Origin of the sequence: Streptomyces sp. XH2 (genome assembly GCF_049725035.1) — a bacterium.
In the GTDB taxonomy this organism is placed as follows: Bacteria; Actinomycetota; Actinomycetes; order Streptomycetales; family Streptomycetaceae; genus Streptomyces; species Streptomyces roseoverticillatus.
Window position 1 is genome coordinate 325,986 of sequence record NZ_JBMMMZ010000010.1, and the last position, 24,210, is coordinate 350,195.

Sequence of the window (24,210 nt, forward strand, 5' to 3'; positions counted from 1 at the left end):
CGTCACGGCGTCAGGCCGGGGATGCGGCGCCTGCCTCCTTCGGCGTGCTCGGGGCGGGGGTACCGGGGATGCGCGAGCCTGGCCGGCAGACCGCGGCGACGGCGTCGGCGAGCCGGTCGAGGACCGCCTCGGCCTGCTCGTCGGTGATGGTCAGGGGTGGCAGGAGGCGGACGACGCAGGAGTGGCGACCGCCCAGTTCGACGATGAGGCCGCGGCGGAGGCACTCCTGCTGGACGGCCACGGCCCGTGCGGGCGAGGCGGGCAGCGGGCCGTGATCACCGGGGCCGCGCCCTGCGCCCGGCTGCGCGCCGCCTGCCGGGCCGCTCCGCGTGCCGGGGACCGGTACGCCGCCTTCCGGTCCGGCCGCCGGGCGGGCCGTCGAACCGGCCTCGTCATCAGCCGCCGCAGTCCCTCCGGCGCGGGCTGCGGAGCCGGCACCCTCCTCCGGCTCGACGAACTCGATGCCGATCATGAGCCCGGCCCCCCGCACCTCACCGATGCAGTCGTACTCCCCCGCCAGCCTCCTCAGCCGGTCCAGCATGCGCCCGCCGAGCGACGCGGCGCGCCCGGCCAGGCCGTTCTCCCGCACGTACCGCAGCGTCGCCGCGCCGGCGGCCATCGCGAGCTGGTTGCCGCGGAACGTGCCGGCGTGGTCGCCCGGCTGCCAGGCGTCGAGGGCGTCACGGTAGACGATGACGGCGAGCGGAAGGCTGCCGCCGATCGCCTTGGACAGGACCATCACGTCGGGCTCGATGCCGCTGTGCCCGACGGCCCAGAACGCCCCCGTGCGGCCCACTCCGGTCTGCACCTCGTCGGCGATGAGCGGGATGGAGCGCTCCGCGGTCAGCTCGCGCATCCGGCGCAGCCAGCCGTCCGGCGCCGGGAGCACGCCGCCTTCGCCCTGCACGGGTTCGACGATCATCCCGGCCGGGAGGCGCACGCCGCTCTTGGGGTCGTCCAGGAGGCTTTCGGTCCAGCGGGCGGCGAGCCGCGCGCCGTTCTCCCCGCCGACGCCGAACGGGCAGCGGTAGTCCTGTGGGTAGGGCAGCCGGGTCACCCGGGCGCCCGGCGCACCGCCCGATGCGGCGAGCGCCCCTTCCGTCATGCCGTGGTAGGCGCCGGTGAAGGCCATCAGGCCGTCGCGGCCCGTCGCGGTGCGGACGAGCTTGAAGGCGGCCTCCACGGCGTCGGTGCCGGCCGGGCTGCAGAACTGGATGCGGCCCGATGCGGCCAGCCCCCGCGGCAGCGTGGCGAACAGCTCGTCCGTGAAGGCGTCCTTGACCGGAGTGGCCAGGTCGAGCACGTGGAGGGGGGCGCCGGAGTCGAGGACGGAGCGGATGGCCTCCAGCACGACCGGGTGATTGTGGCCCAGCGCCAGCGAGCCGGCCCCCGAGAGGCAGTCGAGATAGCGGCGGCCGTCGGCGCCCTCGATCGTCAGCCCCCGGGCGCGCACCGGCACGATGGGCAGCGACCGGGCATACGTACGCGCGGCCGATTCGCGGGACGACTGCCGCCGCAGAATGCCTTCGTACGCTGCGGCCGGCGACGCCGTCGGCGGTAGCTGGGTCAAGGCCACGGGCTCCGGCTCCTCCTGCTGCTCCAACTGTGGGCTGAACGCTGGTCGGCACTCCCCCGTACGTACCAACGACGCCGCGCGCCACGGATCACGGCCCACCGTCAAGATCCTTGCGGCGCGGAACCGAGGACCCGCCCGAACCCGTCTCCCACCTCACCGGCATAGTGGGGCCCTGCCTCCCCCGCTGGGGCGGTGCATGACAACTCCACACCGTGGTCGCACATTGCGGACACGTCCGAACAGATCGATCAGGGGGAACCCACTCCATGCCATCCATCCGCAGGCCCGCGCTGGCCGCGGCCGCTCTGACGGCCGCGCTGGCGCTGACCGCCACCGCGTGCGGCCCGTCCGACGACGAGGCGGCGGGGAGCGACAAGCCCAGTGCGGCCGCCTCGCAGAAGGGCGACGAGGGGCTCGAGCTGCCCAAGAACCTTCCCAGTTCCCTGAAGGACCTGGAGAAGTGGAAGAACGGCGCCTGGAAGAACTGGGACAAGGAGCAGTGGCTGCGCGAGGCCCGCGACTTCGTCAACCCCATCATCAAGGACCACTGGAAGCCGGACTCCATGAAGGAGGCCAAGCCCAGCGACAAGACGCTCTCCACGCAGGGCGCTCCGGGCACGGCGCCGGGCGCCTCCGGTGACCAGGGCGTGACCGACCCCGAGCCGCGGCCGGTGCAGGCGAAGTCGGTCGCCGTGCCGTACCACAACAACGCGGCCCCCGTCGGCAAGGTGTTCTTCGACAGCCCCGAGGGCCACATGGTCTGCTCGGCGACGGTCGTCAAGGACCCGGCGCACCCGGGCAAGTCCAACATGGTGTGGACCGCGGGCCACTGCGTGCACGCCGGCAAGAAGGGCGGCTGGTACCGCAACATCGCCTTCGTGCCGTCGTACAACGACAAGGGCCTTCCGGGCGCCCAGGTCAACAGCGCGCCGGTGCAGGACGTCGCCCCGTACGGCGTGTGGTGGGCGGACTGGGCGCAGACCTCCTCCCAGTGGATCGCGCAGGGCGCCGAGACCGGTGGCGCGGGTGCCCCGTACGACTTCTCCGTGCTGCACGTGAAGCCCGAGGCGGGCTCCGGCAAGTCCCTGGAGGAGACGGTCGGCAACGCCCTCACGGTCGACTTCAACGCCCCGCAGGTGAAGTCCATCCAGTCCATGGGCGCCTGGGGCTACCCGGCGGCCGCGCCGTTCGACGGCCAGAAGATGTACGACTGCGTCGACCGGCCGGGCCGGCTGACGATCGAGCCGTCCCAGCCGACGATGTACCGCATCGGCTGCACGATGACCGGTGGTTCCTCCGGTGGCGGCTGGTTCGCCAAGGGCGCCGACGGCAAGGTGGTGCTGGTCTCCAACACCTCGATCGGCCCGGCCAACAGCACCTGGCTGGCCGGCCCGCACCTGGGCCCGGAGGCGCAGGGCGTCTACAACGCCATCAGCCAGAAGTTCGCCAAGCGGTGACCTCGCGGTAGCAGTGCCGCCGTCACGGCCGAAGGCCCCGCTCCCCGGGATCCCGGGGGACGGGGCCTTCTCGCTTCAAGAGCGCTGCTCGGCTTGAGGACGATGTCCTCAGCCGCGGGCCGCGGGCACGTACCGCTGGAGCTCTGCGGCGAGCTCCTCGTGGACCCGCGCCTTCAGCAGGGTGCCCTCCGGGGTGTGCTCCTCGGAGATCACCTCGCCGTCGGCGTGCGCCCGCGCGACCAGCGAGCCGTGGGTGTACGGCACGAGCGCCTCGATCTCCACGGCCGGGCGCGGCAGCTCGCGGTCGATCAGGGCCAGGAGCTCGTCGATGCCCTCGCCGCTGCGCGCGGACACCGCGATCGAGTGCTTCTCGATGCGCAGCAGCCGCTGCAGGACCAGCGGATCCGCGGCATCCGCCTTGTTGATCACGACGATCTCGGGCACGTTCGTCGCGCCGACGTCGCGGATCACCTCGCGCACGGCGGCCAGCTGCTCCTCGGGCGCCGGGTGCGCGCCGTCCACCACGTGCAGGATGAGGTCGGAGTCGCCGACCTCCTCCATGGTGGAGCGGAACGCCTCGACGAGGTGGTGCGGCAGGTGCCGGACGAAGCCGACGGTGTCGGCGAGGGTGTACACGCGGCCGGTGGGCGTCTCGGCCCGGCGCACCGTCGGGTCCAGGGTGGCGAACAGGGCGTTCTCCACCAGGACGCCCGCGCCGGTGAGCCGGTTGAGCAGGGAGGACTTGCCGGCGTTGGTGTAGCCCGCGATGGCGACCGACGGGACCTTGTTCCGCCGGCGCTCCTGGCGCTTGACGTCGCGGCCGGTCTTCATCTCCGCGATCTCCCGGCGCATCTTCGCCATCTTCTCGCGGATCCGCCGGCGGTCCGTCTCGATCTTGGTCTCACCGGGGCCTCGGGTGGCCATGCCGCCACCGGACGAGCCGGAGCCACCGCCACCCATCTGCCGGGACAGCGACTGGCCCCAGCCGCGCAGCCGCGGCAGCATGTACTGCATCTGGGCGAGCGAGACCTGCGCCTTGCCCTCACGGGACTTGGCGTGCTGGGCGAAGATGTCGAGGATCAGGGCGGTGCGGTCGACCACCTTGACCTTGACGACGTCCTCCAGCTGGATGAGCTGGCCGGGGCTGAGCTCACCGTCGCAGACGACGGTGTCGGCGCCGGACTCCAGGACGATGTCCCGCAGCTCCTGGGCCTTGCCGGAGCCGATGTACGTGGCCGGGTCCGGCTTGTCGCGGCGCTGGACGACGCCGTCGAGCACCAGGGCGCCCGCGGTCTCGGCGAGGGCGGCGAGCTCCGCGAGGGAGTTCTCCGCGTCCTGCACGGTGCCGGACGTCCAGACGCCGACCAGCACCACGCGCTCCAGGCGCAGCTGCCGGTACTCGACCTCGGTGACGTCCTCCAGCTCGGTGGAGAGGCCGGCGACGCGCCGCAGGGCGGCCCGCTCGGAGCGGTCGTACTGCTCGCCGTCGCGCTCCCCGTCGATCTCGTGGCTCCAGGCGACGTCCTCTTCCATCAGGGCGTCGGCCCGAAGGCTCTCCGGGAGGCTCTGCCGGTCCTGGGGAAGGGAAGAAGAGGAGGTCATTTGATCCTTTGCATCGTTGGGAGGTGGCGGCCGTACAGCGGCCGCACCGTCGACAACGCGTGAGCGGCCCCGGGGATTCCCGCGGCCGGCGGCCCCGCCGACGCGTCGATGGTCCCATGCCGCCGCCGGAGCGTCACGCGGGTTTCGCCGCGGCCTTCCAGTCCGGGTGGCCGGGCATGGGCGGGGTCTTCGGGCCGTACAGCCAGTCCTGGAGGAATTCCTTCAGGTCCTGGCCGGAGACCTGGGAGGCGAGGGCGGTGAAGTCGGCGGTGGTGGCGCTCTCGTCCCGGTGGACGTTGATCCACTCGCGCTCCAGGCGGTCGAAGGCCGCCGCTCCGATCTTCTGCCGCAGCGCGTAGAGGACGAGCGCGCCCCCGTCGTAGACGACGGGCCGGAAGATGCTGATCCGCCTGCCGGGGTCGGGCGGCTTCGGCAGGGCGGGCGGCCCGCCGTCGGTGCGCCAGGTGTCGGAGTGCTCGTAGGCGGCGCGCATCCGGGCGTCGAGCGTGCGGCCGCCCTTGTGCTCGGCGTACAGCGCCTCGTACCAGGTGGCGTGGCCCTCGTTGAGCCAGAGGTCGGACCAGCTCGCCGGGCTGACGCTGTCGCCGAACCACTGGTGGGCGAGCTCGTGGACCATGATGGACTCGAGGTACCAGGCGGGGAGGTCGTCCCGGACGAACAGGCCGCGCTCGAAGAGGGACAGGGTCTGCGTCTCCAGCTCGAAGCCGGTCGACGCGTCGGCGATCAGCACGCCGTAGTTCTCGAACGGGTAGCGGCCGATCTTCCCCTCCATCCAGGAGATCTGTTCGGGGGTCTTGGACGCCCACTTCTCCACGCGTTGCCGGTCGGCCGCCGGGACGACGTCCCGTACGGGCAGGCCGTGGGGCCCCGCGCGGTGCACGACGGCGGAGCGGCCGATGGCGACCTGGACGAGCTCGGTGGCCATGGGGTGCTCGCTGCGGTACGTCCAGGCGGTGTTCGCGCCCCGGGCCGCGCGTCCCTGCGGCCGTCCGTTGGCGACGACCGTCAGATCGCCGGGGGCGGTGACGTGGAAGGTGAAGCGGGCCTTGTCGGAGGGGTGGTCGTTGCAGGGGAAGACCCGGTGCCCCGCGTCGGCCTGATTGGCCATGACCAGCCCGTCCTTCGTACGGATCCAGCCGCCGTCCTTGGGGTTGCGCGGATCGCTGGTGTGGCGGACGACGACGGTGAACAGGCCCTCGGCCGGCAGCGCGACGGACGGGGTGACGACGAGGTCCTCCTTGGCGGAGGCGAACTGGGCGGGCAGGCCGTTGACCGTCACCGAGCGGACCGTGCCGCCCGAGAAGTCGAGGTTGAAGTGGTCCAGGCCGTTGGTGGCCCGTGCCGCGATCGTGGTGACGGCGTCGAGCGGCCGGCTGTTGGCGTGGTAGTCAAACTTGATGTCGTAAGCGGCCACGTCGTAGCCGGGGTTGCCGAGGTCCGGGAAGAGCCGGTCACCGATGCCCTGGGGGGCCGCGGAGGGCGGGGCGGCGGCGCCGACGAGGAGGGCCGTGACGGTGGCGAGGGCGGCGCGGCGGCGCACGGTCCGCCAGGGGATCAGGGCGGGTTTCCCGGGTGACTGCGGCATGCGTCCATCGCTATCAGCGCGGGGGCCCCGCGCAGTGGCGGCACGGCGCCGCCCCACCCGTACGAGCGTGCCCGGAAGGCTGTACGAGCGGCTCCCCGCCCGGGGGAGAAACCCGTCACTCCGGTCCCGGCCGCCTCCCGCTGCCGACCCGACCCGCCCTGCTAGAGGCGCGCCGTGGCCACCGGCCGGCCGGCCCGCGCCACGTCGTAGACCCCCGGCACCCGCCGCATGGCGCGCATCAGCTCCGGCAGCCGGTCGGCGTCCGGCAGCTGGAGGGTGTAGGTGTGGCGCACGCGCTGCTCGTGGGGCGGCTCGACGGCCGCCGAGATGACCGCCGCCCCTTCGGCCGCGATGGCCTCCGTGAGGTCGGCCAGGAGGTGCGGCCTGCTGAACGATTCGGCGCGCAGGGTGACGCGGTAGCCGCAGGCACCGCCTCCCTCGGCGCTGCTCCAGCGGACGCCGACGGGCTCCCGGCCGGAGGTGACCATGCGGTGCACCGCCGGGCACTGCGCCCGGTGGACCGTGACCGCGCCGCCGCGTACGGCGAAGCCGGTGACCTCGTCGGGCGGCACGGGCGTACAGCAGCCGGCCAGCCGGACGCTCGCGGCCGCCAGGTCCGCCCCGTCGGCCGTGACGGCGACGGGCCACCGCGCGGCCGGCGCGGTGGCCCGGGGCGGCGGGCAGGGGCGGCCCGGAGCGAGGGGCACGGGCGGGGCCGCCTCGGCCGCGGGATGGGTGGCCAGCCAGCGCTCGATGGCGATCCGCGCGGCGGGCGTACGGGCGTGCTCCAGCCAGTCCGGGGAGGGCCCGGAGGCGCTGTCGCGGGACATCAGCAGCTGCAGGGTGTCGCCGTCGCGCAGCACGGTGCTGAGGGTGACGAGGCGGCCGTTGACGCGGGCGCCGATGCAGCTGTGCCCGCCGTCGCCGTGCTGGGCGTAGGCGGCGTCGACGCAGCTCGACCCGGCGGGCAGGCCGATGGTGCCGCCGTCGGCGCGGAAGACGGTGATCTCGCGGTCCAGGGCGAGCTCGTCGCGGAGCGAGGTCCAGAAGGTGTCGGGGTCGGGCGTGGCCTGCTGCCACTGCAGGAGGCGGGAGAGCCAGCCGGGCCGGGTGGGGTCGACGCGCTCGCCGTCCGTGGCGTCGGGCGTCTCCGGGGCCGCGTACGGATTCCCCAGGGCGACGACGCCGGCTTCGGCGACCCTGTGCATCTGGTGGGTGCGGATGAGGACTTGCGCGGCCTCCCCGCCGGGGCACGCCACCGCCGTGTGCAGCGACTGGTAGAGGTTGAACTTCGGGGTCGCGATGAAGTCCTTGAACTCCGAGATGAACGGCGTGAAGCAGGTGTGCAGCTCGCCGAGGACGCCGTAGCAGTCCGCGTCCTCCGCGACCAGCACGAGCAGCCTGCCGAGGTCCGAGCCCGTCACCTCGGCCCGCCTGAGGCGCACCCGGTGCACGGAGACGAAGTGTCGCTGCTTGACGAGGACGTCGGCCGCGATGTCCGCCTCGCGCAGGACCGCGCGCACCCGCTCCGCCGTCGCCTCCAGGGTCGCGAGGCCGTCGGCGTGCCCGAGGACGAACTCGCGGGTGCGGGCGTACTCCTCGGGGTGGAGGATCGCGAAGACGAGGTCTTCCAGCTCCGTCTTGAGGGCCTGGACGCCGAGCCGTTCGGCGAGGGGGATCAGCACGTCCCGGGTGACCTTGGCGATGCGGGCCTGTTTGTCGGGGCGCATCACGCCGAGCGTGCGCATGTTGTGCAGCCGGTCGGCGAGCTTGATGGACATGACGCGGACGTCGTTGCCGGTGGCCACGAGCATCTTGCGGAAGGTCTCCGGCTCGGCGGCGGCGCCGTAGTCGACCTTCTCCAGTTTGGTGACGCCGTCGACCAGGAAGCGGACCTCCTCGCCGAACTGCCCGCGCACCTGGTCCAGCGTCACCTCGGTGTCCTCGACGGTGTCGTGGAGGAGGGAGGCGGTCAGGGTCGTCGTCTCGGCGCCCAGCTCGGCCAGGATGAGGGTGACGGCGAGCGGGTGGGTGATGTACGGCTCGCCGCTCTTGCGGGTCTGGCCGCGGTGGGAGGACTCCGCGAGCAGATAGGCCCGCCGCAGGATGTCGAGGTCCGCGCCCGGGTGATGGGCGCGGTGCACCTTGGCGACGTGGTCGATGGCGTCCGGCAGCCTGCCGCGCGAGCCCGACCCGCCGAGGGCCGCCCGCCCCAGCCGTCTCAGGTCGAGGCGGGCGCGGCCGCGCCAGCGGCCTGGAACACCTTCGGGCGTGGCGTCCGTGCTCATGGGGGGGCACCTCCGGCAGCGTCGACCGGCGGTCGGCTGCGCGCCTCCGTACCGGTGCTTGATGCTACCGAGCCCATCACGCGCTGCTCACCCGCTCTCGCCCAGAGTGAAACGGATCACCCATTCGAGCGAGCCACGCCGCACGGAGTCCGGCGGACGGGGCGGAAAAGAGGTAGTGGCGTCCTCAGGCGAACGCCGTGGCCAGCCAGGACGGGTCGAAGGTGCCCTCCGCGACGATCACGGCGGGGCCGGTCATCTCGACCGTGCCGTCCGGCGCCTCGCTGATCACCAGGCGGCCGCCGGGGACGTCCACGGTGTACGTGACGGGGAGGCCGGTGACGGCGGGGTCGAGGCCGTCCCGGCGGGCGGTCGCGACCATCACCGCGCAGGCGCCCGTGCCGCAGGAACGGGTCTCGCCGGAGCCGCGCTCGTGGACGCGCATGGCGACGTGCCGCGGGCCGCGGTCGGCCACGAACTCGACGTTGGCGCCGTCCGGGTAGGCACCGGCGGGGGCGACCTCCGGGGCGGTGTACAGGTCGCCGGCGTCGTCGAGGTGGCCGACGAAGGTGACGGCGTGCGGGTTGCCCATGTTCACGTTGCGCGCGGGGCGGCTGCGGCCGCCGACGGTGACGGTCACCTCGCCCTCGGGGAGCACGGCCCGCCCCATGCCGACGGTGATCCCGCCGGGCGTGCCGTCGGGGCCGTCCTTGGCGATGTGGGCCTGCCGGATGCCGGCGCGGGTCGCGACGGCCAGGTCGCCGGCCTCGGCGAGGCCCGCGTGGCGGAGGTAGCGGGCGAAGACCCGGACGCCGTTGCCGCACATCTCGGCGATGCTGCCGTCGCTGTTGCGGTAGTCCATGAACCACTCGGCCTCGCCGGCCATGGCGCGCGCCTCGGGGTGGGCCGCGGACCGGACGACCCGGAGCACTCCGTCGGCGCCGATGCCCGCGCGGCGGTCGCACAGACGGGCGACGGCGGCCGGCGACAGCTCGATGCGGCCGTCGTAGTCCGGGATGATCACGAAGTCGTTCTCGGTGCCGTGGCCCTTGAGGAAGGCGATCTGTGTGGTGCTCACGGTTCGATGGTACGGGGACCGGCCGGCCGTCTCCCCGGAGAGGCCCCCGGCCCGCCTCACCGCTGCGGGCCCGCTCAGCGCAGCCGCGCCACGCGCCATACGGCGAGGACGACGGCGAGGGCGACGACGAGGGCGTACGTGGCGGCGTACCGCCAGTCCGGGCGGCCTCCGGAACCGGGGGCCGGCATGCCGGGCCAGGTGTAGCCGACCCGGCGGGCGGCCATCACCCCCCAGCCCGCGGCGCAGCAGCTGATGAGGAGGCCGAGCATGGCGACGACCGGTCCGCCGTCGCCGAACTCGAAGGCGAGCGGGAAGGCGAACATCAGGGAGCCGACGGCGGCGAGCCCGACGATCGGGGCCAGCTGCCAGATGCGCAGCCTGCGCTGCGGGCGCAGTTCCCGGAACGACGCGGGCGCGGCGCTGGCGGCACCGGCCTCGACGGCCCCCTCGGTGTCCTCGGGACCGTCCGGGCTCAGCGCCTCCGGCTCTCCCCCGGCCACCGCTGGGAGGTGCCCCCTCCGCGGCGGCTGTTGCGGTCTGTCGCGAGGGCCGGCCTCCATCGCCACGCGCCCTCCTACCCGGACTTCACGGCTCGATCGAAGCTTGATGATGGCACGCCCGCGCAGGCCGGAATGGCGCGCGTAGCGTCCCGATGCCATCACGTGATCAGGCTGTGACCGCCCGTTCGAGCAACGCCAGCGCGAGACCGGGCAGTTCCGCCCTGCGGTCGGCCGCCCCGCTCAGCCAGTGGACCCGGCTGTCCTTGCGGAACCACGAGTCCTGGCGGCGGGCGAACCGCTTGGTGGCCCGTACGGTCTCGGCGCGCGCCTCGTCCTCGGTGCACTCCCCCGCCAGGAAGGCGAGCACCTGCTGGTAGCCGAGGGCGCGGGAGGCGGTGCGGCCCTCGCGCAGGCCCTGCCGCTCCAGGTCGCGCACCTCGTCGACGAGTCCCGCCTCCCACATGCGGTCCACGCGCAGGGTGATCCGCTCGTCCAGCTCGGGGCGCTCGACGTCGACGCCGATCTGCAGGGCGTCGTAGACGGGCTCCTCGCCCGGCAGGTTCGCGGTGAAGGGCCGGCCGGTGATCTCGATGACCTCCAGGGCGCGCACGATGCGGCGGCCGTTGCCGGGCAGGATGGCGCGGGCGGCGGCCGGGTCGGCGGCGGCGAGGCGGGCGTGCAAGGCGCCGGGGCCCCGCTCGGCCAGCTCCTCCTCCAGGCGGGCGCGGACGGCCGGGTCGGTGCCGGGGAAGTCCAGGGCGTCGATGGTGCCCTTGATGTAGAGGCCGGAGCCGCCGACGAGCACGGGGGTGCGGCCCTCGGCCAGGAGCCGGTCGATCTCCGCACGGGCCAGCCGCTGGTACTCGGCGACGCTCGCGGTCTCGGTCACGTCCCAGATGTCGAGGAGGCGGTGGGGCACGCCCTGCCGCTCCTCCTGGGTCAGCTTGGCGGTGCCGATGTCCATGCCCCGGTACAGCTGCATGGAGTCGGCGTTGACGACCTCGCCGCCCAAGTGCTGGGCGAGGGCGACGCCGAGGTCGGACTTGCCGGCCGCCGTGGGGCCCACGACGGCGATGACCCGCGGGGCGGGAACTGCGTTTTTCACCGGGTTTTTCACCGCATCAGTCTCGCAAACCCCGGCCGCACCCCACGAACGAGCGACGTGACGCGGCGCTGCCGGGTTCGTTGCCTGTTGCGAGGTCCCGGCGGCCGGTTTCACGGGCCGGAGGCAGCTGTTCCACGGATCGGCGCCCCGGCGCGGACCGGGCGGCGCGGGGTTTCGCTCACACCAGTAAGGTAATGGAGTAGATATGGGCGTGTTTTCAAGGTTTCGCCGCAAGTCGTCCGAGGCGTCAACCGAAGAGGCGGCAACGGCCACTCTGACGGCGGAATCGGAGTCGGCCGAGGCTGCCGCGGAGGAGACCGAGGCGGCCGCCTCGGAGTCCGGCGAGACCGAGGCCGAGGCTCAGGCCGGCGAGGGGGTCGAGATCCCCAAGCAGCAGTCGGCGGAGAAGGCCGCGGACAGCGAGGCCGGTGAGGGCGCCCGTAAGTAGCTCTTGAACCAGAAAGACGAGGGAAGGCGCCATGGGCCTGTTGGATACTCTCAAGGCCAAGCTCGCCCCTGCGAAGGACAAGATCGGCGACCTCGCGCAGCAGCATGGGGACAAGATCGAGCACGGGCTGGAGAAGGCCGCCAAGGTGGTCGACGAGAAGACCAAGGGCAAGTACCACAGCCAGATCCGGACGGGCACCGGCAAGGCCAAGGACGCCATCGAGCGGCTCGCCGAGAAGGAGCACGGCAAGGACGGCGGTTCCTCCGGCGGCCACACCTCCTGAGGGCCGCCGGGCGGTATCGGCCCACTGACCTCGTCGGCGGCGGGGCGCGGAGCATCGGCTCCGCGCCCCGTCGCTGTGTCCGGGGTACGCCGTCGCGGCGACCTCCTGTCCAGGGTCCACCGGGGAGGTGCGGTCACGAGCCGGGAGCCCCTCACGAGGAAGCCCTTGAAGGCCCTGTACGGCCCTCTCACCGCCGTTCGGCGCGAAGGAGCCCCGGGGGATCCGGTCTCTCCCGCGGGCCCGTCAGGGCGGCCTGAGGCCCTCAGAACCGGCGCGCCGGGCCTACGACCACGTCGCCACGAAGTACCCCACTCCGTAGGGCGCCTCGTCGTACAGCAGCTGTCCCTTGAGCCCCGCGCCCTCGCCGGCCCCGGCGAGCACCTGCCACGGGGCGCGGCCCGCCGCCCTCAGCTCCTGGGCGAGGGCGGCGTCGAGCGCGGTCAAGGCCGCGGTGTCGGCGGCGCCCAGCGCCCGTGCCGCCTCCGCGTCGAAGGCGGCGGCCCGCTCGTCGAGGTAGCCCGGCGCCTTGAGCGTCCGGCAGGCGCTGCCGTCGCCCATCACCAGCAGGGCGGTCCGGCCGTCGCCCCCGGCCAGCTCACGGCCGGCCGCGAGGCAGCGCTCGGGATCCAGCGGCTCCCCGACGCCCAGGCCCTCGACGGGCGCGACCGCCCAGCGCGTACGGTCCAGCAGCCAGGCGGCGACCGCCAGGGACTGCGGGAGCTCCCGTTCTTCCGCGGGCGCGCCCTGCCCCAGGCGGACGTCGAGGTCGACGCCGAGGCCGCGGAACGAGCCGCGCGCACCCTGCGGGTGCGGCCCCCGGCCGTCCAGGGGCGCGGGGCCGAGGACGACGAGGCGGTCGGGCCGGGCGGCGGCGAGGACCCCCACCGCGTCCAGGCATGCGGCCCGCAGGCCGTCCAGCTCGGGGGCGGCCCCGGCGGCGACCTCCGGGACGAGCAGCGGCGGGCAGGGGCATACGGCAGCGGCGACGAGCATGGCGGGAACGATACGCCCGCCGTGCCGCCCGCGCAGGCGCGGCCCGGGTGGCCCGGGCCGCGGTTCTGCGGGCGGGGGCGTCAGCCGCAGCTGTCGCCGCAGCCGGCGGCGGCCGGGGCCGGGGACGGCGCCGGGGCGCCGATGGTCGGGATGCCCAGCATCACGCCGGCCGGCTTGGCGGCGGCAGCGGCGTTGCGCTTCTCCCACGCGTCGCCCGCGCGCGTGCGGCGCACGGCCTTGGCGGCGCCCTCGGCGAGGAGGTGGTGCGGGGCGGCGTAGGTGATCTCGACGGTCACCACGTCGCCCGGGCGGACGTCCTCGTCCGGCTTGGTGAAGTGCACCAGGCGGTTGTCGGGGGCGCGGCCCGAGAGGCGCTGCGTGGCGTCGTCCTTGCGGCCCTCGCCCTCGGCGACCATGACGTCCAGGACGCGGCCGACCTGCTTCTTGTTCTCCTCCCAGGAGATCTCCTCCTGGAGGGCGACCAGGCGCTCGTAGCGCGCCTGCACGACCTCCTTGGGGATCTGCCCGTCCATGGTGGCCGCCGGGGTGCCGGGGCGCTTGGAGTACTGGAAGGTGAAGGCGTTCGCGAAGCGGGCCTCGCGGACCACGTGCATCGTCTGCTCGAAGTCCTCCTCGGTCTCGCCGGGGAAGCCCACGATGATGTCGGTGGAGATGGCGGCGTCCGGCATGGCGGCGCGCACCTTCTCGATGATGCCCAGGAAGCGCTCCTGGCGGTACGAGCGGCGCATCGCCTTGAGGACGGTGTCCGAGCCGGACTGCAGCGGCATGTGGAGCTGGTGCATCACGTTCGGCGTCTCGGCCATGGCGGCGATCACGTCGTCGGTGAAGTCGCGCGGGTGCGGGGAGGTGAAGCGGACGCGCTCCAGGCCCTCGATCTCGCCGCAGGCGCGCAGCAGCTTGGAGAACGCCTCGCGGTCGCCGATGTCGGAGCCGTACGCGTTGACGTTCTGGCCGAGCAGGGTGATCTCGCTGACGCCCTCGGCGACGAGCGCCTCGATCTCGGCGAGGATGTCGCCCGTGCGGCGGTCCTTCTCCTTGCCGCGCAGCGCCGGGACGATGCAGAACGTGCAGGTGTTGTTGCAGCCGACGGAGATGGACACCCACGCCGCGTAGGCGCTCTCGCGCCGCGTCGGCAGCGTCGAGGGGAACGCCTCCAGGGACTCGGCGATCTCGACCTGGGCCTCTTCCTGGACGCGGGCGCGCTCCAGCAGCACCGGCAGCTTGCCGATGTTGTGCGTGCCGAAGACGACGTCGACCCAGGGGGCGCGCTTCACGATGGTGTCGCGGTCCTTCTGGGCGAGGCAGCCGCCGACGGCGATCTGCATGCCCGGCCGCTTCGTCTTCATGGGAGCCAGCCGGCCGAGGTTGCCGTAGAGCTTGTTGTCGGCGTTCTCCCGCACCGCGCAGGTGTTGAAGACGACGACGTCGGCGTCGCCCTCCGCGGTGCCCTCGGGGGCGCGGACGTAGCCCGCGTCCTCCAGCAGGCCGGACAGCCGCTCGGAGTCATGGACGTTCATCTGGCACCCGTAGGTGCGGATCTCGTAGCTTCGAGTAACGCCCACTTCGTCCACTGCCCCGGTCCGGTCACTGCTGCTGGTCATTCCTCAAGGGTAAAGGGGGCCCGGCGAAGCTCCGGACCACCGCCCGCGGGGGCGTCCCGGGGCGGTGTCCCGGCGCTCCGGGGCGTGCTCGGGGGTCAAGAGCCCTTGGGGCTCGTGCTCGGGGCTTCAAGAGCTCCCGGGGCTGAGGAGGAGCTTGCCCGTGGAGCGGCGCTGCTGGAGATCGCGGTGGGCCCGGGCCGCCTCCTCCAGCCGGTAGGTCCCGCCGACGGAGACGTCGATCTCGCCGTCGCGCAGCCAGCCGAACAGCTCCGCCGAGCGCTCCAGGAGTTCGGCCGGGTCGGTCGCGTGGTCGTTGAGCGTCGGACGGGTGAGGAAGAGCGAGCCGTGGGAGGCGAGCAGGCGCGGGTCGAACGCGGGCACGGGGCCCGAGGCCTCGCCGAAGAGGACGAACGTGCCCCGCGGGCGGAGCGCTCTCAGCCCCGCCTCGAAGGTGTCGCGGCCCACGCCGTCGTAGACGACGTCGACACCGCGTCCGCCGGTCAGGTCGCGTACCTGCCCGTCGATGCCGGCGTCTCCGGCGGTCACCAGGGTCTGCCAGGCGCCCAGCGCCCGCACGGCCTCGGCCTTCGCCGGCGTGGAGACGGTGGCGATGACCTTGACGCCGTTGCGGGTGAGCAGCCGGGTCAGGAGGCGGCCGACGCCTCCGGCTGCCGCGTGGACCAGGGCCGTCCCGCCTTCGCCCACGGGGTGGGTGGAGGTCGTGAGGTAGTGGGCGGTCAGTCCCTGGAGCAGCAGAGCCGCCGCGTCCCGGTCCGTGATGTCCGCCGGCAGGGGGACGGCGGCCCGCACGGGCACCACGACCTGCTCGGCGTAGCCGGCGGGGGCCGTGCACCAGGCGATGCGGTCGCCCGGCGCGAGGGAGGTCACTCCCTCGCCCACGGCCGTCACCGTGCCCGCGCCCTCGGAGCCGGGTGTGAAGGGCGGGGACGGCTTCCCCCGGCCCTCGCGCTCGTAGACGTCCTTGAAGTTGACGCCGATGGCCGAGGGACGGGCCAGCACCTCTCCGGGGCCGGGCGCCGGGGCGGGCAGTTCGGCGACGGTGAGGACCTCGGGGCCTCCGTACTGGGTGACGACGATGGCGCGCATGGTTCCTTCCCGGGCGGTGCGAGGGGTGTGGCGGTGCGAGGGGTGTGGCGGTGCGAGGGGTGTGGCGGTGCGAGGGGTGTGGCGGTGTGAAGGGTGTCGGGGGGTGCGGGGGTGTGAGGGGCGTGGGGGATGTCGCGGCATGAGAGGGGTGTCGCGGCATGAGGGGTGCGGGAGTCAGGGACGGGTGGCGTGCGCGGCGCGGGCGCGGGAGGGCAGGGCCGCGGGTACGGCCATGACGACGACCAGGAACCCGAGGGCGACGAGGCCGAGGCAGATCCGTAGCCCCGCCGGCCCGGGGGAGCCGTCGAGCAGGACGCCGAACAGAGCGATCGCCACGGCACCGCCGACCTGGCGCAGGGCGTTGAGCGCGCCGGAAGCCAGGCCCGACCGGTCGGCGGGCACTGCGCTCAGGACCACGGCGGGCAGGCTCGGCCCCATCAGTCCCGCGCCGAGCCCGAGCAGGGCACTGCCGCAGAAGAAGATCCACCAGCCGGGGTGTCCGCCGAGCGGCAGGAGCGCGCAGGCGCCGGCCGCGGCGGCCAGTGCACCGCCGGTCAGCAGCGGGCGCGGGCCGGTGCGGGTGACCGCCCGGGCCAGGACGAAGGAGGCGAAGGCCCACAGCGCCGCGAAGGGCACGAAGGACAGCCCCGCGCCGAGCGCGTCGAGGCCCCAGGCGCTCTGCAGCCGCAGCGAGAGGGCGAACTGTGCGCCGTAGGCTCCGAACTGGAACAGCGCGCCGATGGCCAGGCCGCAGGCGAACCGTGGCCGGGCGAGCAGGCCGAGGGGAAGCACGGGTGCCGCCGCACGGCGCTCGACGGCGACGAACGCCGCGGCCGAGGCGAGGGTGACCGCCAGCAGCACGCCCGTCACGATGTCGGTCCAGCCCCGGGCCCCGCCCTCGATGAGCGCGCCGATGCCGCAGCCGACGACCATGACGGCCAGTGTCTGCCCGGCGGGGTCGAGAGCCGCTTCGCGGGTGGCGGAACGCGGCACCTGCAGCCTGGTCAGCCCCCAGGCCAGCAGTCCGACAGGCACGTTGATCAGAAAGATCGAGCGCCACCCGACGGCCGTGGTCAGCACTCCGCCGAGCACGGGGCCGAAGACGAGGGCGAGGGAGCTGACCCCGCCCCAGACGGTGAGTGCCCGGGCCCGCCGGGCGGGGTCCGGGTACATGTGGGCGATCACTGCCAGGGAGGCGGGGAGCAGGCCGCCGGCGGTGACGCCCTGGAGCACCCGGGCGGTGACCAGGAAGCCCAGTCCGGGGCTCAGCGCGCAGGCCGCCGAGGTCACGACGAATCCCAGCAGCGAGACTTCGAACACCCGCCGGGCGCCCCAGCGGTCGCTGACGGCTCCGCCGCTGAGCAGGAAGGCGGCGAGGGTGATGGTGTAGCCGTTGATGAGCCACTCCAGGCCGGCCAGGCTTCCGGCGAGATCCTCCCGTACGGCGGGCAGCGCGACGTTGAGGGCGCTGCTGTCCATGAGGACCATGAAGAAGCCGAGACAGACGGCGAAGAGGGCGAGCGGACCGGTGGGCCGGGAGGCCGCATCCGCCGGATCCGCCCCGCCCTCCGCACCCGCCACGCCCGGGGGCACGCTCCCGGCGGCCGCGGCCTGGCGGGACGGGGAGCGGCCGGGCATGACACACCACCATGCTTCCTGGGACGTCTAAAGTGTTCGATGGAGGTCGATCACCATGAATGTAAGACCCGAGTCGAACACTTCGTCAACCCCCCTGCCCCGTCGGCCGGATGAAGGACGCGCCCAGTCGCAGCGGGCCCGGAACCTCTCGCACGTCCATCCCGACGACGTGACCTTGAGCGACGCGCTCACGGCCCTCGCCGATCCCGTGCGGCGCACGATCGTGAAGGAGCTGGCGGGCGGGCCCGACTGGACCCGGGCCTGCGGCACGTTCGACCTGCCGGTCACCAAGGCGACGCGCAGCCACCACTTCGCGGTGCTGCGCCAGGCCGGCGTGATCGAGCAGCGGGACGTGGGCTCGCGCCGCCTGAACAGGCTGCGCAGGGCGGAGTTCGACGCGGCCTTCCCCGGCCTGCTGGATCTGGTCCTGAGCGAGCGCCGAGCGGGCCCTGACGAGTCCTGAGCGATGAATTACGAAGACGGGCGCAGTAACGGGAAAAGACGGAAGGCGACTCTTTCATAACGGGACGCGGTCCAGCCATAAGCGCTGTTCCGTTTTACACAGGAGCCTGCAGCCGAAGGCAGTGCACGGATACTCGAATAATGGCCTCCATATCGGCTCCGAGTGCGCTGGAAATACCGGAAAATGCGCTGCTGACCGCTCGCTCCCGCAGGCGTAGAAATCCATCCGGACGACACGGCGCCGACCTCACGCCGGTGCCTCACCGCAGCCCGCCTTCCCGTTTCACCGTTGCCCTGCGTGCGCGCCCGTCGACCTTCCGTGAGCGACCATAAAACCGGCCGCCGACCCGGTTGTGAGTTTATCGTCGCCTCAGCCGAAAAGATGGAACTAAGGATTAGTTTCAATCTTCGAAACTGGGGTAATCAGGGGATTTTTGCGGTCATTACACACCCCTACACCCACTAATTGGACGAAATGTCCGTGCATGGGGCACATATTTTACGGAGCCTTGATAGAGGCGGCGAGCAGCCCGGGGGCAAGCTTGTTGTTCTACCGTCCATACGCGTTCCGTAATACTGCACTTAATGGGGGTGTTGTTGCAGTGGAAGGCATCATCGGCACTGAAACTGCCGAGCGAGAAATATGGTCCGAACAACGTCGGCGCATCGGCCTGCTGACCGAACGGGAATGCCAGGTATTCCTCCTGCTGGGGGCCGGCTATTCGAACCGCAGCATTTCCACACGTCTTCAGGTGACCGAAGGAACGGTCAAGGCCCACGTGGCACAGATTCTCGGCAAGCTCCGCGTCGAGTCCCGGCTCCAGGCGGGTCTGGTCTCCCTCACGCACCAGCTCTTCACCAAAAGTCCAATGGTCGCCGGCTACGAGGTCCGATAGAAATCTGCTGGGCGGCGGCCGGACGTTCCGTCCCGGCTTCCATCGAGACCGGGGGCCGGGATCAGCCATGCTCCGCGACGTCGATTCCCGCGGCCGTCGCCCCTGTTCGCCCTCCGGAAGGCACCGGAGGGCCGTTCCAGGAAAGTCCAGAAATGACAGACCCGGATCGATCCAGGAGAGCGCGTGTCCGTTACCGATGCCCATCCGCGGCAGGCGGGCCCGGCCGCCGGCGCGGCCCCCGACCCGAGGGAGACCATGAGGAGCCTGCCAGGGCTCCTCCAGGCCCCGCTCACCGTCTTCACGGGCAAACCCCTGGCCGGACAGGCCCCGTTCGGCTGGTCACCCACCTACCACCTGGCCGCTGCGGTCGCCGCGATGCTCGTGGGAGCCGCCATCGGTGCGACCGGATGGGCACTGGGGTCCTGGTTCCTGTTCCTGCTGCTGCCCGGCTGGGCCGTCACCCTGCACGGCATGCGGAACCTGCGCATGATGGTCTACCACCAGTGCTCCCACAAGAACATGTACCGCAAGCGCAGGCTCGACGCCGTCATCGGCCGGGCGACCTCCAGCCTGCTGATCATCCAGAACTTCGAGCGGTACAGCCGCGAGCACGTCAGCGACCACCACGCCGCTCACCACATGACCCTCCGGGACCCCACCGTCCAGGCGTTCCTCGTCAGCCTCGGCCTGCACCCCGGCATGACGCGACGTCAGATGTGGCGCCGCGTGCTGGCGAAGCTCGGCTCACCGCGCTTCCACCTCGCGTTCGCCGTCGCCCGGACCCGCTCCTTCTGGATCAAGTCGGCCACGAGCGAGAAGGCCACCTCCGTGGTGCTCTACGGTGCCGCGGCCGCCGCCACGATCGCGACGGGCACGTGGGACGCCCTGCTCGTCGTCTGGTTCGTCCCGCTGATCCCGCTGTTCCAGGTCAGCAACACGCTGCGCCTGTGCGTCAAGCACACCTTCCCCGTGGCCGGCACCGAAGTCCGGCGCGGCCGCGAGTACTTCGCCTCCCTGACCAACGCCATATTCATCGGTGAACCGGCGCCCGGCCGCTCTCTCCCCGCCGGACGGCGCACGCTGGCCTGGGCCCGCTGGACCCTGCGCATGGTGTTCGTCCACGCCCCTTCCCGCTACCTGGTCCTCACCGGCGACACCGTCGTCCACGACTACCACCACCGCGCGCCCTCCAGCCGCAGCTGGGCCGACTACCTCTTCGCCCGGCAGCAGGACGTCGACGCGGGGCACCCGGGCTGGCCCCCGTACCACGAGGTGTGGGGCCTGGTCCCGGCCATCAACTACGTCTTCGACTCCCTCGCGGCCGCCGACGCCGAGGAGTACGACGTCGCCCGGCTGCGCTCGGTCAGCAAGCGCGAGCTCTTCGCCGCCTTCGACGACTGATCCCCGCCCGGCCCGCGGCGCCACCATCCGTCCGGCATCGTCGCCCGCCCGAAGGCACACCCGAAGGCTTGAAGGCCCCCCGAAGGCACACCTGTAGGCCCACCCGAAGGCACACCCGAAGGAGCAGCATTCCCATGTCGCACAGCGAACGCCGCCTCGTCATCCTCGGAGTCGCCGCCAGCGACAGCCACGCCGTCGCCAATCACCTCATCGCCCACGCCCTGCGGGGCCTCGGCTTCGAGGTCGAGAACCTCGGCACCTGCACGCCCGTCGAGGAGTTCGCCCAGGCGTGCGAGCAGCACCCCGACGCGGAAGCCGTCATCATCGGCAGCCTCAACGGCCACGTCCACGAGGACCTGCGCGACCTGCCCGCCGCGCGCGAGGCCGGCCGCATCACCTGCCCCGTCATCGTCGGGGGCAACCTCTCCGTCGGCAGCAAGAAGGACCCCCGGGACCTGGAGCGCCTCCAGGCCCTGGGCGTCGACCGCATCCTCCAGGACCCGGCCCAGCTCCTTCCCGCACTCGACGAGCTGCGGGCGAGCCGGACGGCTGACCGGCGGCGCCTGCCCGTGGCGTCATGACGAAGATCAGCTACCTGCCGGGGCACTCCGGGAGTCCCGGCGCGGATGCCCTGCCGCCCCTCGCGGAGTCCGTCGACTACATCGCCTCCCTCGGCAAACCCACGGCCGCGCGCGTCCTCATGGACGCCCGCGACGCGGGCCGGGTGGCCATCCAGCCGCGCTGCGGCGTCGGCGGCCACGAGGAGATGAAGGCCCTCCTGCGCGAACTGGAGGAGCAGGCGGCCCCCGACATCCTCACCCTCACCATCGACTCGCACACCCGCCTCAAACGCTTCGAGCAGGCCCTGCGCTCCCTCAACCGGGCGCCCGCCGACCTCAACGGCTATCCCCTGGTCAGCCACGGCTACCTCCGCGGCCGGGAAGTCAACGAGTCCGTCGCCGCCCCGCTGGAGATACGCCACGGCTCGCCCGACGCCCGCATCCTCTTCGACGTCGCCGTCGCCTCCGGCATCACCTCCTTCGAGGGCGGCGGCATCTCGTACAACCTGCCGTACTCCAAGGCGGTCCCGCTCGCGGAGTCCCTCGCCGCGTGGCACGCCGTCGACGCGGTGTGCGGCGAACTCGCCGGCCTCGGCCTGACCGTCGACCGCGAGCTCTTCGGCACCCTGACCGCCGTGCTCGTCCCGCCCTCGATCAGCCTCGCGATCAGCGTCCTCGAAGCGGTGCTCGCCGCCCGCGCCGGAGTGCGCTGCATCTCCGTCTCGTACCCGCAGAGCGGCCACCTCGTCCAGGACGTCGCCGCGCTGCGGGCGATACCCGTCCTCGCCCGCACCTACCTGCCTCCCGGGGTGGACGTGCACGCCGTTCTCCACGAATTCATGGGCGTCTTCCCCAAGAAGCGCGGCAACGCGGAGGACCTGATCTTCTACGGGGCGCTCGTCGCCCGGCTCGGCGGGGCCTCCAAGCTCATCACCAAGACCTATCAGGAAGCGTTCGGCATCCCCGACACCCGCGCGAACGTCGAGGGGCTGCGGCTGGCCGACCGCGCCAACTCACCACTCCTGGACTTCGTCAAGGCCGACGAGGAACGCGTCGCCGACGAGCTCTCCTGGATCGTCGACGAGGTCGCCGACATCGTCGAACCCGTCCTCGCCGCGCCCGACACCATGACCGCGATAGTCGACGCGTTCGCGGCGGGCCGCCTGGACATTCCCTTCAGCGCCAGCCGCTACGCCAAGTCCGAGATCATCCCCAAGCGCGACGCCGAGGGCGCCATCCGCTATCTGTCCACGGGATCCCTGCCGTTCGGTGACCGCACCCGGCGGCACAACAGCGACCTCCTCAAGGGCGCCGACCTCAAGGGCTCCGGCAGTACGGGCCCCGTCATCGGCTCCCTGCTGACCGGCCTCACCGACGACATCAACTACTTCCCCGCCCTCTTCCGGGAACTGCAGAAGGAAACGCAGAAAGAGGACGCCGAGTGACCGTCACCGGCTGAGCCGCGCCGACTTCTCACGATTCGCTTCAGCTAGGAGAGCTGGCATGTCACCCATATCAACTACGTCAATTACGTCCACTACATCCACTACGTCCACTACGTCTATGGAAGCGGAAACCATACGCATCTGCATTGTCGGTGCCGGGCCGAGGGGGACCGTGGCCCTGGAACGCATCTGCGCCAATGCCCCTGAAATCGCGGGGGGCAAACAGGTGGACGTGCATGTCGTCGATCCCCATCCGGCGGGAGGCGGGCGGGTGTGGCAGCTCGGCCAGTCGCGCCGGCTGCTGATGAACACCGTCGCCGGCGACGTGACCGTGTTCACGGACGACACCGTTACCTGCGAGGGCCCGCTGACGTACGGGCCCACCCAGTACCAGTGGGCGCGCATGGTCGCCGCGGGTGAGGTCACCGATGTGACCGAGGAGGCGAAGGCCGAGGCCGCGGTGATGGAACCGTGGTCGTACGCCTCACGGGCGTTTCAGGGGGAATACCTCGGCTGGGCCTTCGCCCACATCGTGCGCAACGCGCCGTCCGGAGTCCGGATCCAGGTGCACCGGACGCGGGCGACTTCGCTCACCGAGTCCGCGGACGGCGTGCAGCAGGTGTCACTGGAAGGACGGGACCTGCCGCTGGCGGTCGACGCGGTGATCCTCGCGCAGGGGCACTACGACGTCGAGCCCACGGAAAGGCAGCGCGATCTCGCCGGTTTCGCCTCCCGCCACGGTCTGCACTACGTGCCGCCGAGCAGCCCGGCGGAGGCGGACCTGGCGCCGGTCGGCGCGGGGCAGTCCGTCGCCCTGCGGGGACTCGGGCTGAATTTCTACGACTACATGGCTTTGCTCACCGAGGGCAGGGGCGGGCGCTTCGTCACCGGTTCCGACGGCCGGCTGACTTATCTGCCGAGCGGCAACGAGCCGGTCATCCACGCCGGTTCGGGGCGCGGTGTGCCGTACCGCGCGCGGGCGGAGATCCGTCAGGAGATCGTGCCCCGCTACCAGGCGACGTTCCTGTCCGCCGGCGAGATCGCCCGGCTGAGGGGCCCGGCGGGCACCGGCCGCACCGACTTCATGCGCGACCTGTTCCCCCTCGTGGCGAAGGAGGTCGCCTGGAACTACTACAAGGTGCTGCTGCAGGCCGACGACCCGGCCGGGCACGCCCGGCTGCTGGCCGAGTACCCGCGGCACGCCTGGGGCTCCCCCGGGATGGAGGCGCTCCTGAGTGACCTGGTGCCCGACCCGGAGCTGCGCTGGAACTGGGAGGCGCTCGACCGTCCGGCGGACCGGCGTGAGTTCGCCGGCTCCGCCGACTACCGCGCGTGGATCCTCGGCGTCCTCGACGAGGATCTGCGTCACTCGGATCTGGGCCCGGCCGCCAGCGCCGTCAAGGCCGCCGCCGCGGTCATGCGTGACCTGCGCGACGAGGTGCGGCAGGTCATCTCGCACCGGGGCCTGAGCGGTGCCTCCTACCGGGACCACATCGACGGCTGGTTCAGCGGCTTGAACAACTACGCCGCCAGCGGGCCGCCGGCCACGCGCGTCCGGCAGCTCCGCGCCCTGGTCGAGGCCGGGGTCGTCCAGGTGCTCGGCCCGCGCATGAGGGTGACGGCCGACGAGGAGTCCGGCGCCTTCTTCGTCGGCTCGCCCCAGGTGCCGGGCGCGCCGGTTCGTGTGACGGCGCTCGTCGAGGCTCACCTGCCGACGACCGACGTGCGCCGGGCCACGGACCCGCTGCTGGCGTCGCTGCGCGCCGCGGGCGGATGCCGGGCCCACTTCATCCCCGACGCGGGAGGCTCCGGCTACGAGACGGGCGGTCTGGACGTCACGGACGTGACCTTCCAGGTCATCGACGGCCGGGGCGTTCCCCACCCGGCCCGTTTCTCCTACGGGCCTCCGGTGGAGTCGGTGCAGTGGGTCACCGCGATCGGCGCCCGGCCGCACGTCAACTCCCGCACGCTGCTCCAGGGCGACTCCATCGCCCGGTCCTGCCTCAAGCAGGGCATGAGCCGGCTCGCCGGGGCCGCGGGCTCCGCGGGGCGGGACGCGGAGCTGACGGCGCCCGTGCGCTGACGAGGCCGCCGGACGGGCGGGATGAGAAGCGGGGGCGGGCCCGGGGAAGGATTCCCCGGGCCC

Annotated in this window: 20 protein-coding genes; 9 read left to right on the top strand and 11 right to left on the bottom strand. The window is 72.6% G+C overall.

Annotation, left to right across the window (positions count from 1 at the left end):
• Positions 1 to 10: 10 nt before the first annotated feature.
• Positions 11 to 1,576 (bottom strand): diaminobutyrate--2-oxoglutarate transaminase family protein, encoded by a 1,566-nt coding sequence (locus ACOTKD_RS22115; protein ID WP_424890718.1) that lies wholly within the window; start codon positions 1,574 to 1,576, stop codon positions 11 to 13.
• Between the two features lie 266 nt (positions 1,577 to 1,842).
• On the opposite strand from ACOTKD_RS22115, the gene ACOTKD_RS22120 reads away from it, so the two are divergent.
• Positions 1,843 to 3,033 (top strand): trypsin-like serine peptidase, encoded by a 1,191-nt coding sequence (locus tag ACOTKD_RS22120; RefSeq protein WP_424890719.1) that lies wholly within the window; start codon positions 1,843 to 1,845, stop codon positions 3,031 to 3,033.
• A gap of 108 nt (positions 3,034 to 3,141) precedes the next feature.
• On the opposite strand, the gene hflX is transcribed toward ACOTKD_RS22120, so the two are convergent.
• The 6 genes from hflX to miaA all read right to left on the bottom strand — a co-directional run bounded on the left by hflX (position 3,142) and on the right by miaA (position 11,209).
• Positions 3,142 to 4,635 (bottom strand): GTPase HflX, encoded by a 1,494-nt coding sequence (hflX, locus tag ACOTKD_RS22125; protein ID WP_424890720.1) that lies wholly within the window; start codon positions 4,633 to 4,635, stop codon positions 3,142 to 3,144.
• Between the two features lie 133 nt (positions 4,636 to 4,768).
• Positions 4,769 to 6,241 (bottom strand): M1 family metallopeptidase, encoded by a 1,473-nt coding sequence (locus ACOTKD_RS22130; RefSeq protein ID WP_424890721.1) that lies wholly within the window; start codon positions 6,239 to 6,241, stop codon positions 4,769 to 4,771.
• Between the two features lie 161 nt (positions 6,242 to 6,402).
• Positions 6,403 to 8,529, bottom strand: coding sequence for a RelA/SpoT family protein (locus ACOTKD_RS22135; protein WP_424890722.1), 2,127 nt, complete (start codon positions 8,527 to 8,529; stop codon positions 6,403 to 6,405).
• Between the two features lie 184 nt (positions 8,530 to 8,713).
• Complete coding sequence (gene dapF / locus ACOTKD_RS22140; RefSeq protein ID WP_424890723.1) at positions 8,714 to 9,604, bottom strand: diaminopimelate epimerase; 891 nt, start codon at positions 9,602 to 9,604, stop codon at positions 8,714 to 8,716.
• Between the two features lie 74 nt (positions 9,605 to 9,678).
• The gene (locus tag ACOTKD_RS22145) at positions 9,679 to 10,164 is read right to left on the bottom strand and encodes a hypothetical protein (protein ID WP_424890780.1); all 486 of its coding nucleotides are present in this window, start codon (positions 10,162 to 10,164) and stop codon (positions 9,679 to 9,681) included.
• Between the two features lie 106 nt (positions 10,165 to 10,270).
• Positions 10,271 to 11,209, bottom strand: a complete 939-nt coding sequence (gene miaA, locus ACOTKD_RS22150; protein WP_424890724.1) for a tRNA (adenosine(37)-N6)-dimethylallyltransferase MiaA — start codon at positions 11,207 to 11,209, stop codon at positions 10,271 to 10,273.
• Positions 11,210 to 11,414: 205 nt separating this feature from the next.
• Between miaA and ACOTKD_RS22155 the strand changes: the two genes are divergently transcribed.
• Complete coding sequence (locus tag ACOTKD_RS22155; RefSeq protein ID WP_424890725.1) at positions 11,415 to 11,657, top strand: gliding motility protein; 243 nt, start codon at positions 11,415 to 11,417, stop codon at positions 11,655 to 11,657.
• A gap of 31 nt (positions 11,658 to 11,688) precedes the next feature.
• Positions 11,689 to 11,940 carry an antitoxin gene (locus tag ACOTKD_RS22160; RefSeq protein ID WP_424890726.1) on the top strand — a complete coding sequence of 84 codons (252 nt, stop codon included), beginning with the start codon at positions 11,689 to 11,691 and terminating at the stop codon, positions 11,938 to 11,940.
• 282 nt (positions 11,941 to 12,222) lie between these two features.
• Here ACOTKD_RS22160 and ACOTKD_RS22165 read toward each other — a convergent pair whose 3' ends face one another.
• From ACOTKD_RS22165 to ACOTKD_RS22180, 4 genes are all read right to left on the bottom strand, one after another.
• Positions 12,223 to 12,933: a class III extradiol dioxygenase subunit B-like domain-containing protein gene (locus ACOTKD_RS22165; protein ID WP_424890727.1), complete on the bottom strand. Its 711-nt coding sequence runs from the start codon at positions 12,931 to 12,933 to the stop codon at positions 12,223 to 12,225.
• 80 nt (positions 12,934 to 13,013) lie between these two features.
• Positions 13,014 to 14,555, bottom strand: a complete 1,542-nt coding sequence (gene miaB / locus ACOTKD_RS22170) for a tRNA (N6-isopentenyl adenosine(37)-C2)-methylthiotransferase MiaB (RefSeq protein WP_424890728.1) — start codon at positions 14,553 to 14,555, stop codon at positions 13,014 to 13,016.
• Positions 14,556 to 14,681: 126 nt separating this feature from the next.
• Positions 14,682 to 15,662, bottom strand: coding sequence for a quinone oxidoreductase family protein (locus ACOTKD_RS22175; RefSeq protein ID WP_424890729.1), 981 nt, complete (start codon positions 15,660 to 15,662; stop codon positions 14,682 to 14,684).
• 174 nt (positions 15,663 to 15,836) lie between these two features.
• A complete protein-coding gene (locus ACOTKD_RS22180) occupies positions 15,837 to 17,300 on the bottom strand; it encodes an MFS transporter (protein ID WP_424890730.1) in 1,464 nt (487 codons plus the stop codon).
• A gap of 169 nt (positions 17,301 to 17,469) precedes the next feature.
• On the opposite strand from ACOTKD_RS22180, the gene ACOTKD_RS22185 reads away from it, so the two are divergent.
• From ACOTKD_RS22185 to ACOTKD_RS22210, 6 genes are all read left to right on the top strand, one after another.
• Positions 17,470 to 17,763 (top strand): ArsR/SmtB family transcription factor, encoded by a 294-nt coding sequence (locus ACOTKD_RS22185; RefSeq protein WP_424890731.1) that lies wholly within the window; start codon positions 17,470 to 17,472, stop codon positions 17,761 to 17,763.
• A gap of 601 nt (positions 17,764 to 18,364) precedes the next feature.
• Positions 18,365 to 18,658 (top strand): response regulator transcription factor, encoded by a 294-nt coding sequence (locus tag ACOTKD_RS22190; protein ID WP_424890732.1) that lies wholly within the window; start codon positions 18,365 to 18,367, stop codon positions 18,656 to 18,658.
• Between the two features lie 183 nt (positions 18,659 to 18,841).
• Positions 18,842 to 20,059 (top strand): stearoyl-CoA 9-desaturase, encoded by a 1,218-nt coding sequence (locus tag ACOTKD_RS22195; protein ID WP_424890733.1) that lies wholly within the window; start codon positions 18,842 to 18,844, stop codon positions 20,057 to 20,059.
• Between the two features lie 134 nt (positions 20,060 to 20,193).
• Positions 20,194 to 20,640, top strand: a complete 447-nt coding sequence (locus ACOTKD_RS22200) for a cobalamin-dependent protein (RefSeq protein WP_424890734.1) — start codon at positions 20,194 to 20,196, stop codon at positions 20,638 to 20,640.
• On the top strand, positions 20,637 to 22,064 hold the full coding sequence (locus tag ACOTKD_RS22205; protein WP_424890735.1) for a methylaspartate mutase: 1,428 nt from the start codon (positions 20,637 to 20,639) through the stop codon (positions 22,062 to 22,064). The genes ACOTKD_RS22200 and ACOTKD_RS22205 overlap by 4 nt, the downstream gene beginning before the upstream one ends.
• Positions 22,065 to 22,182: 118 nt before the next feature.
• Positions 22,183 to 24,147: an FAD/NAD(P)-binding protein gene (locus ACOTKD_RS22210; RefSeq protein WP_424890736.1), complete on the top strand. Its 1,965-nt coding sequence runs from the start codon at positions 22,183 to 22,185 to the stop codon at positions 24,145 to 24,147.
• Positions 24,148 to 24,210: the final 63 nt, after the last annotated feature.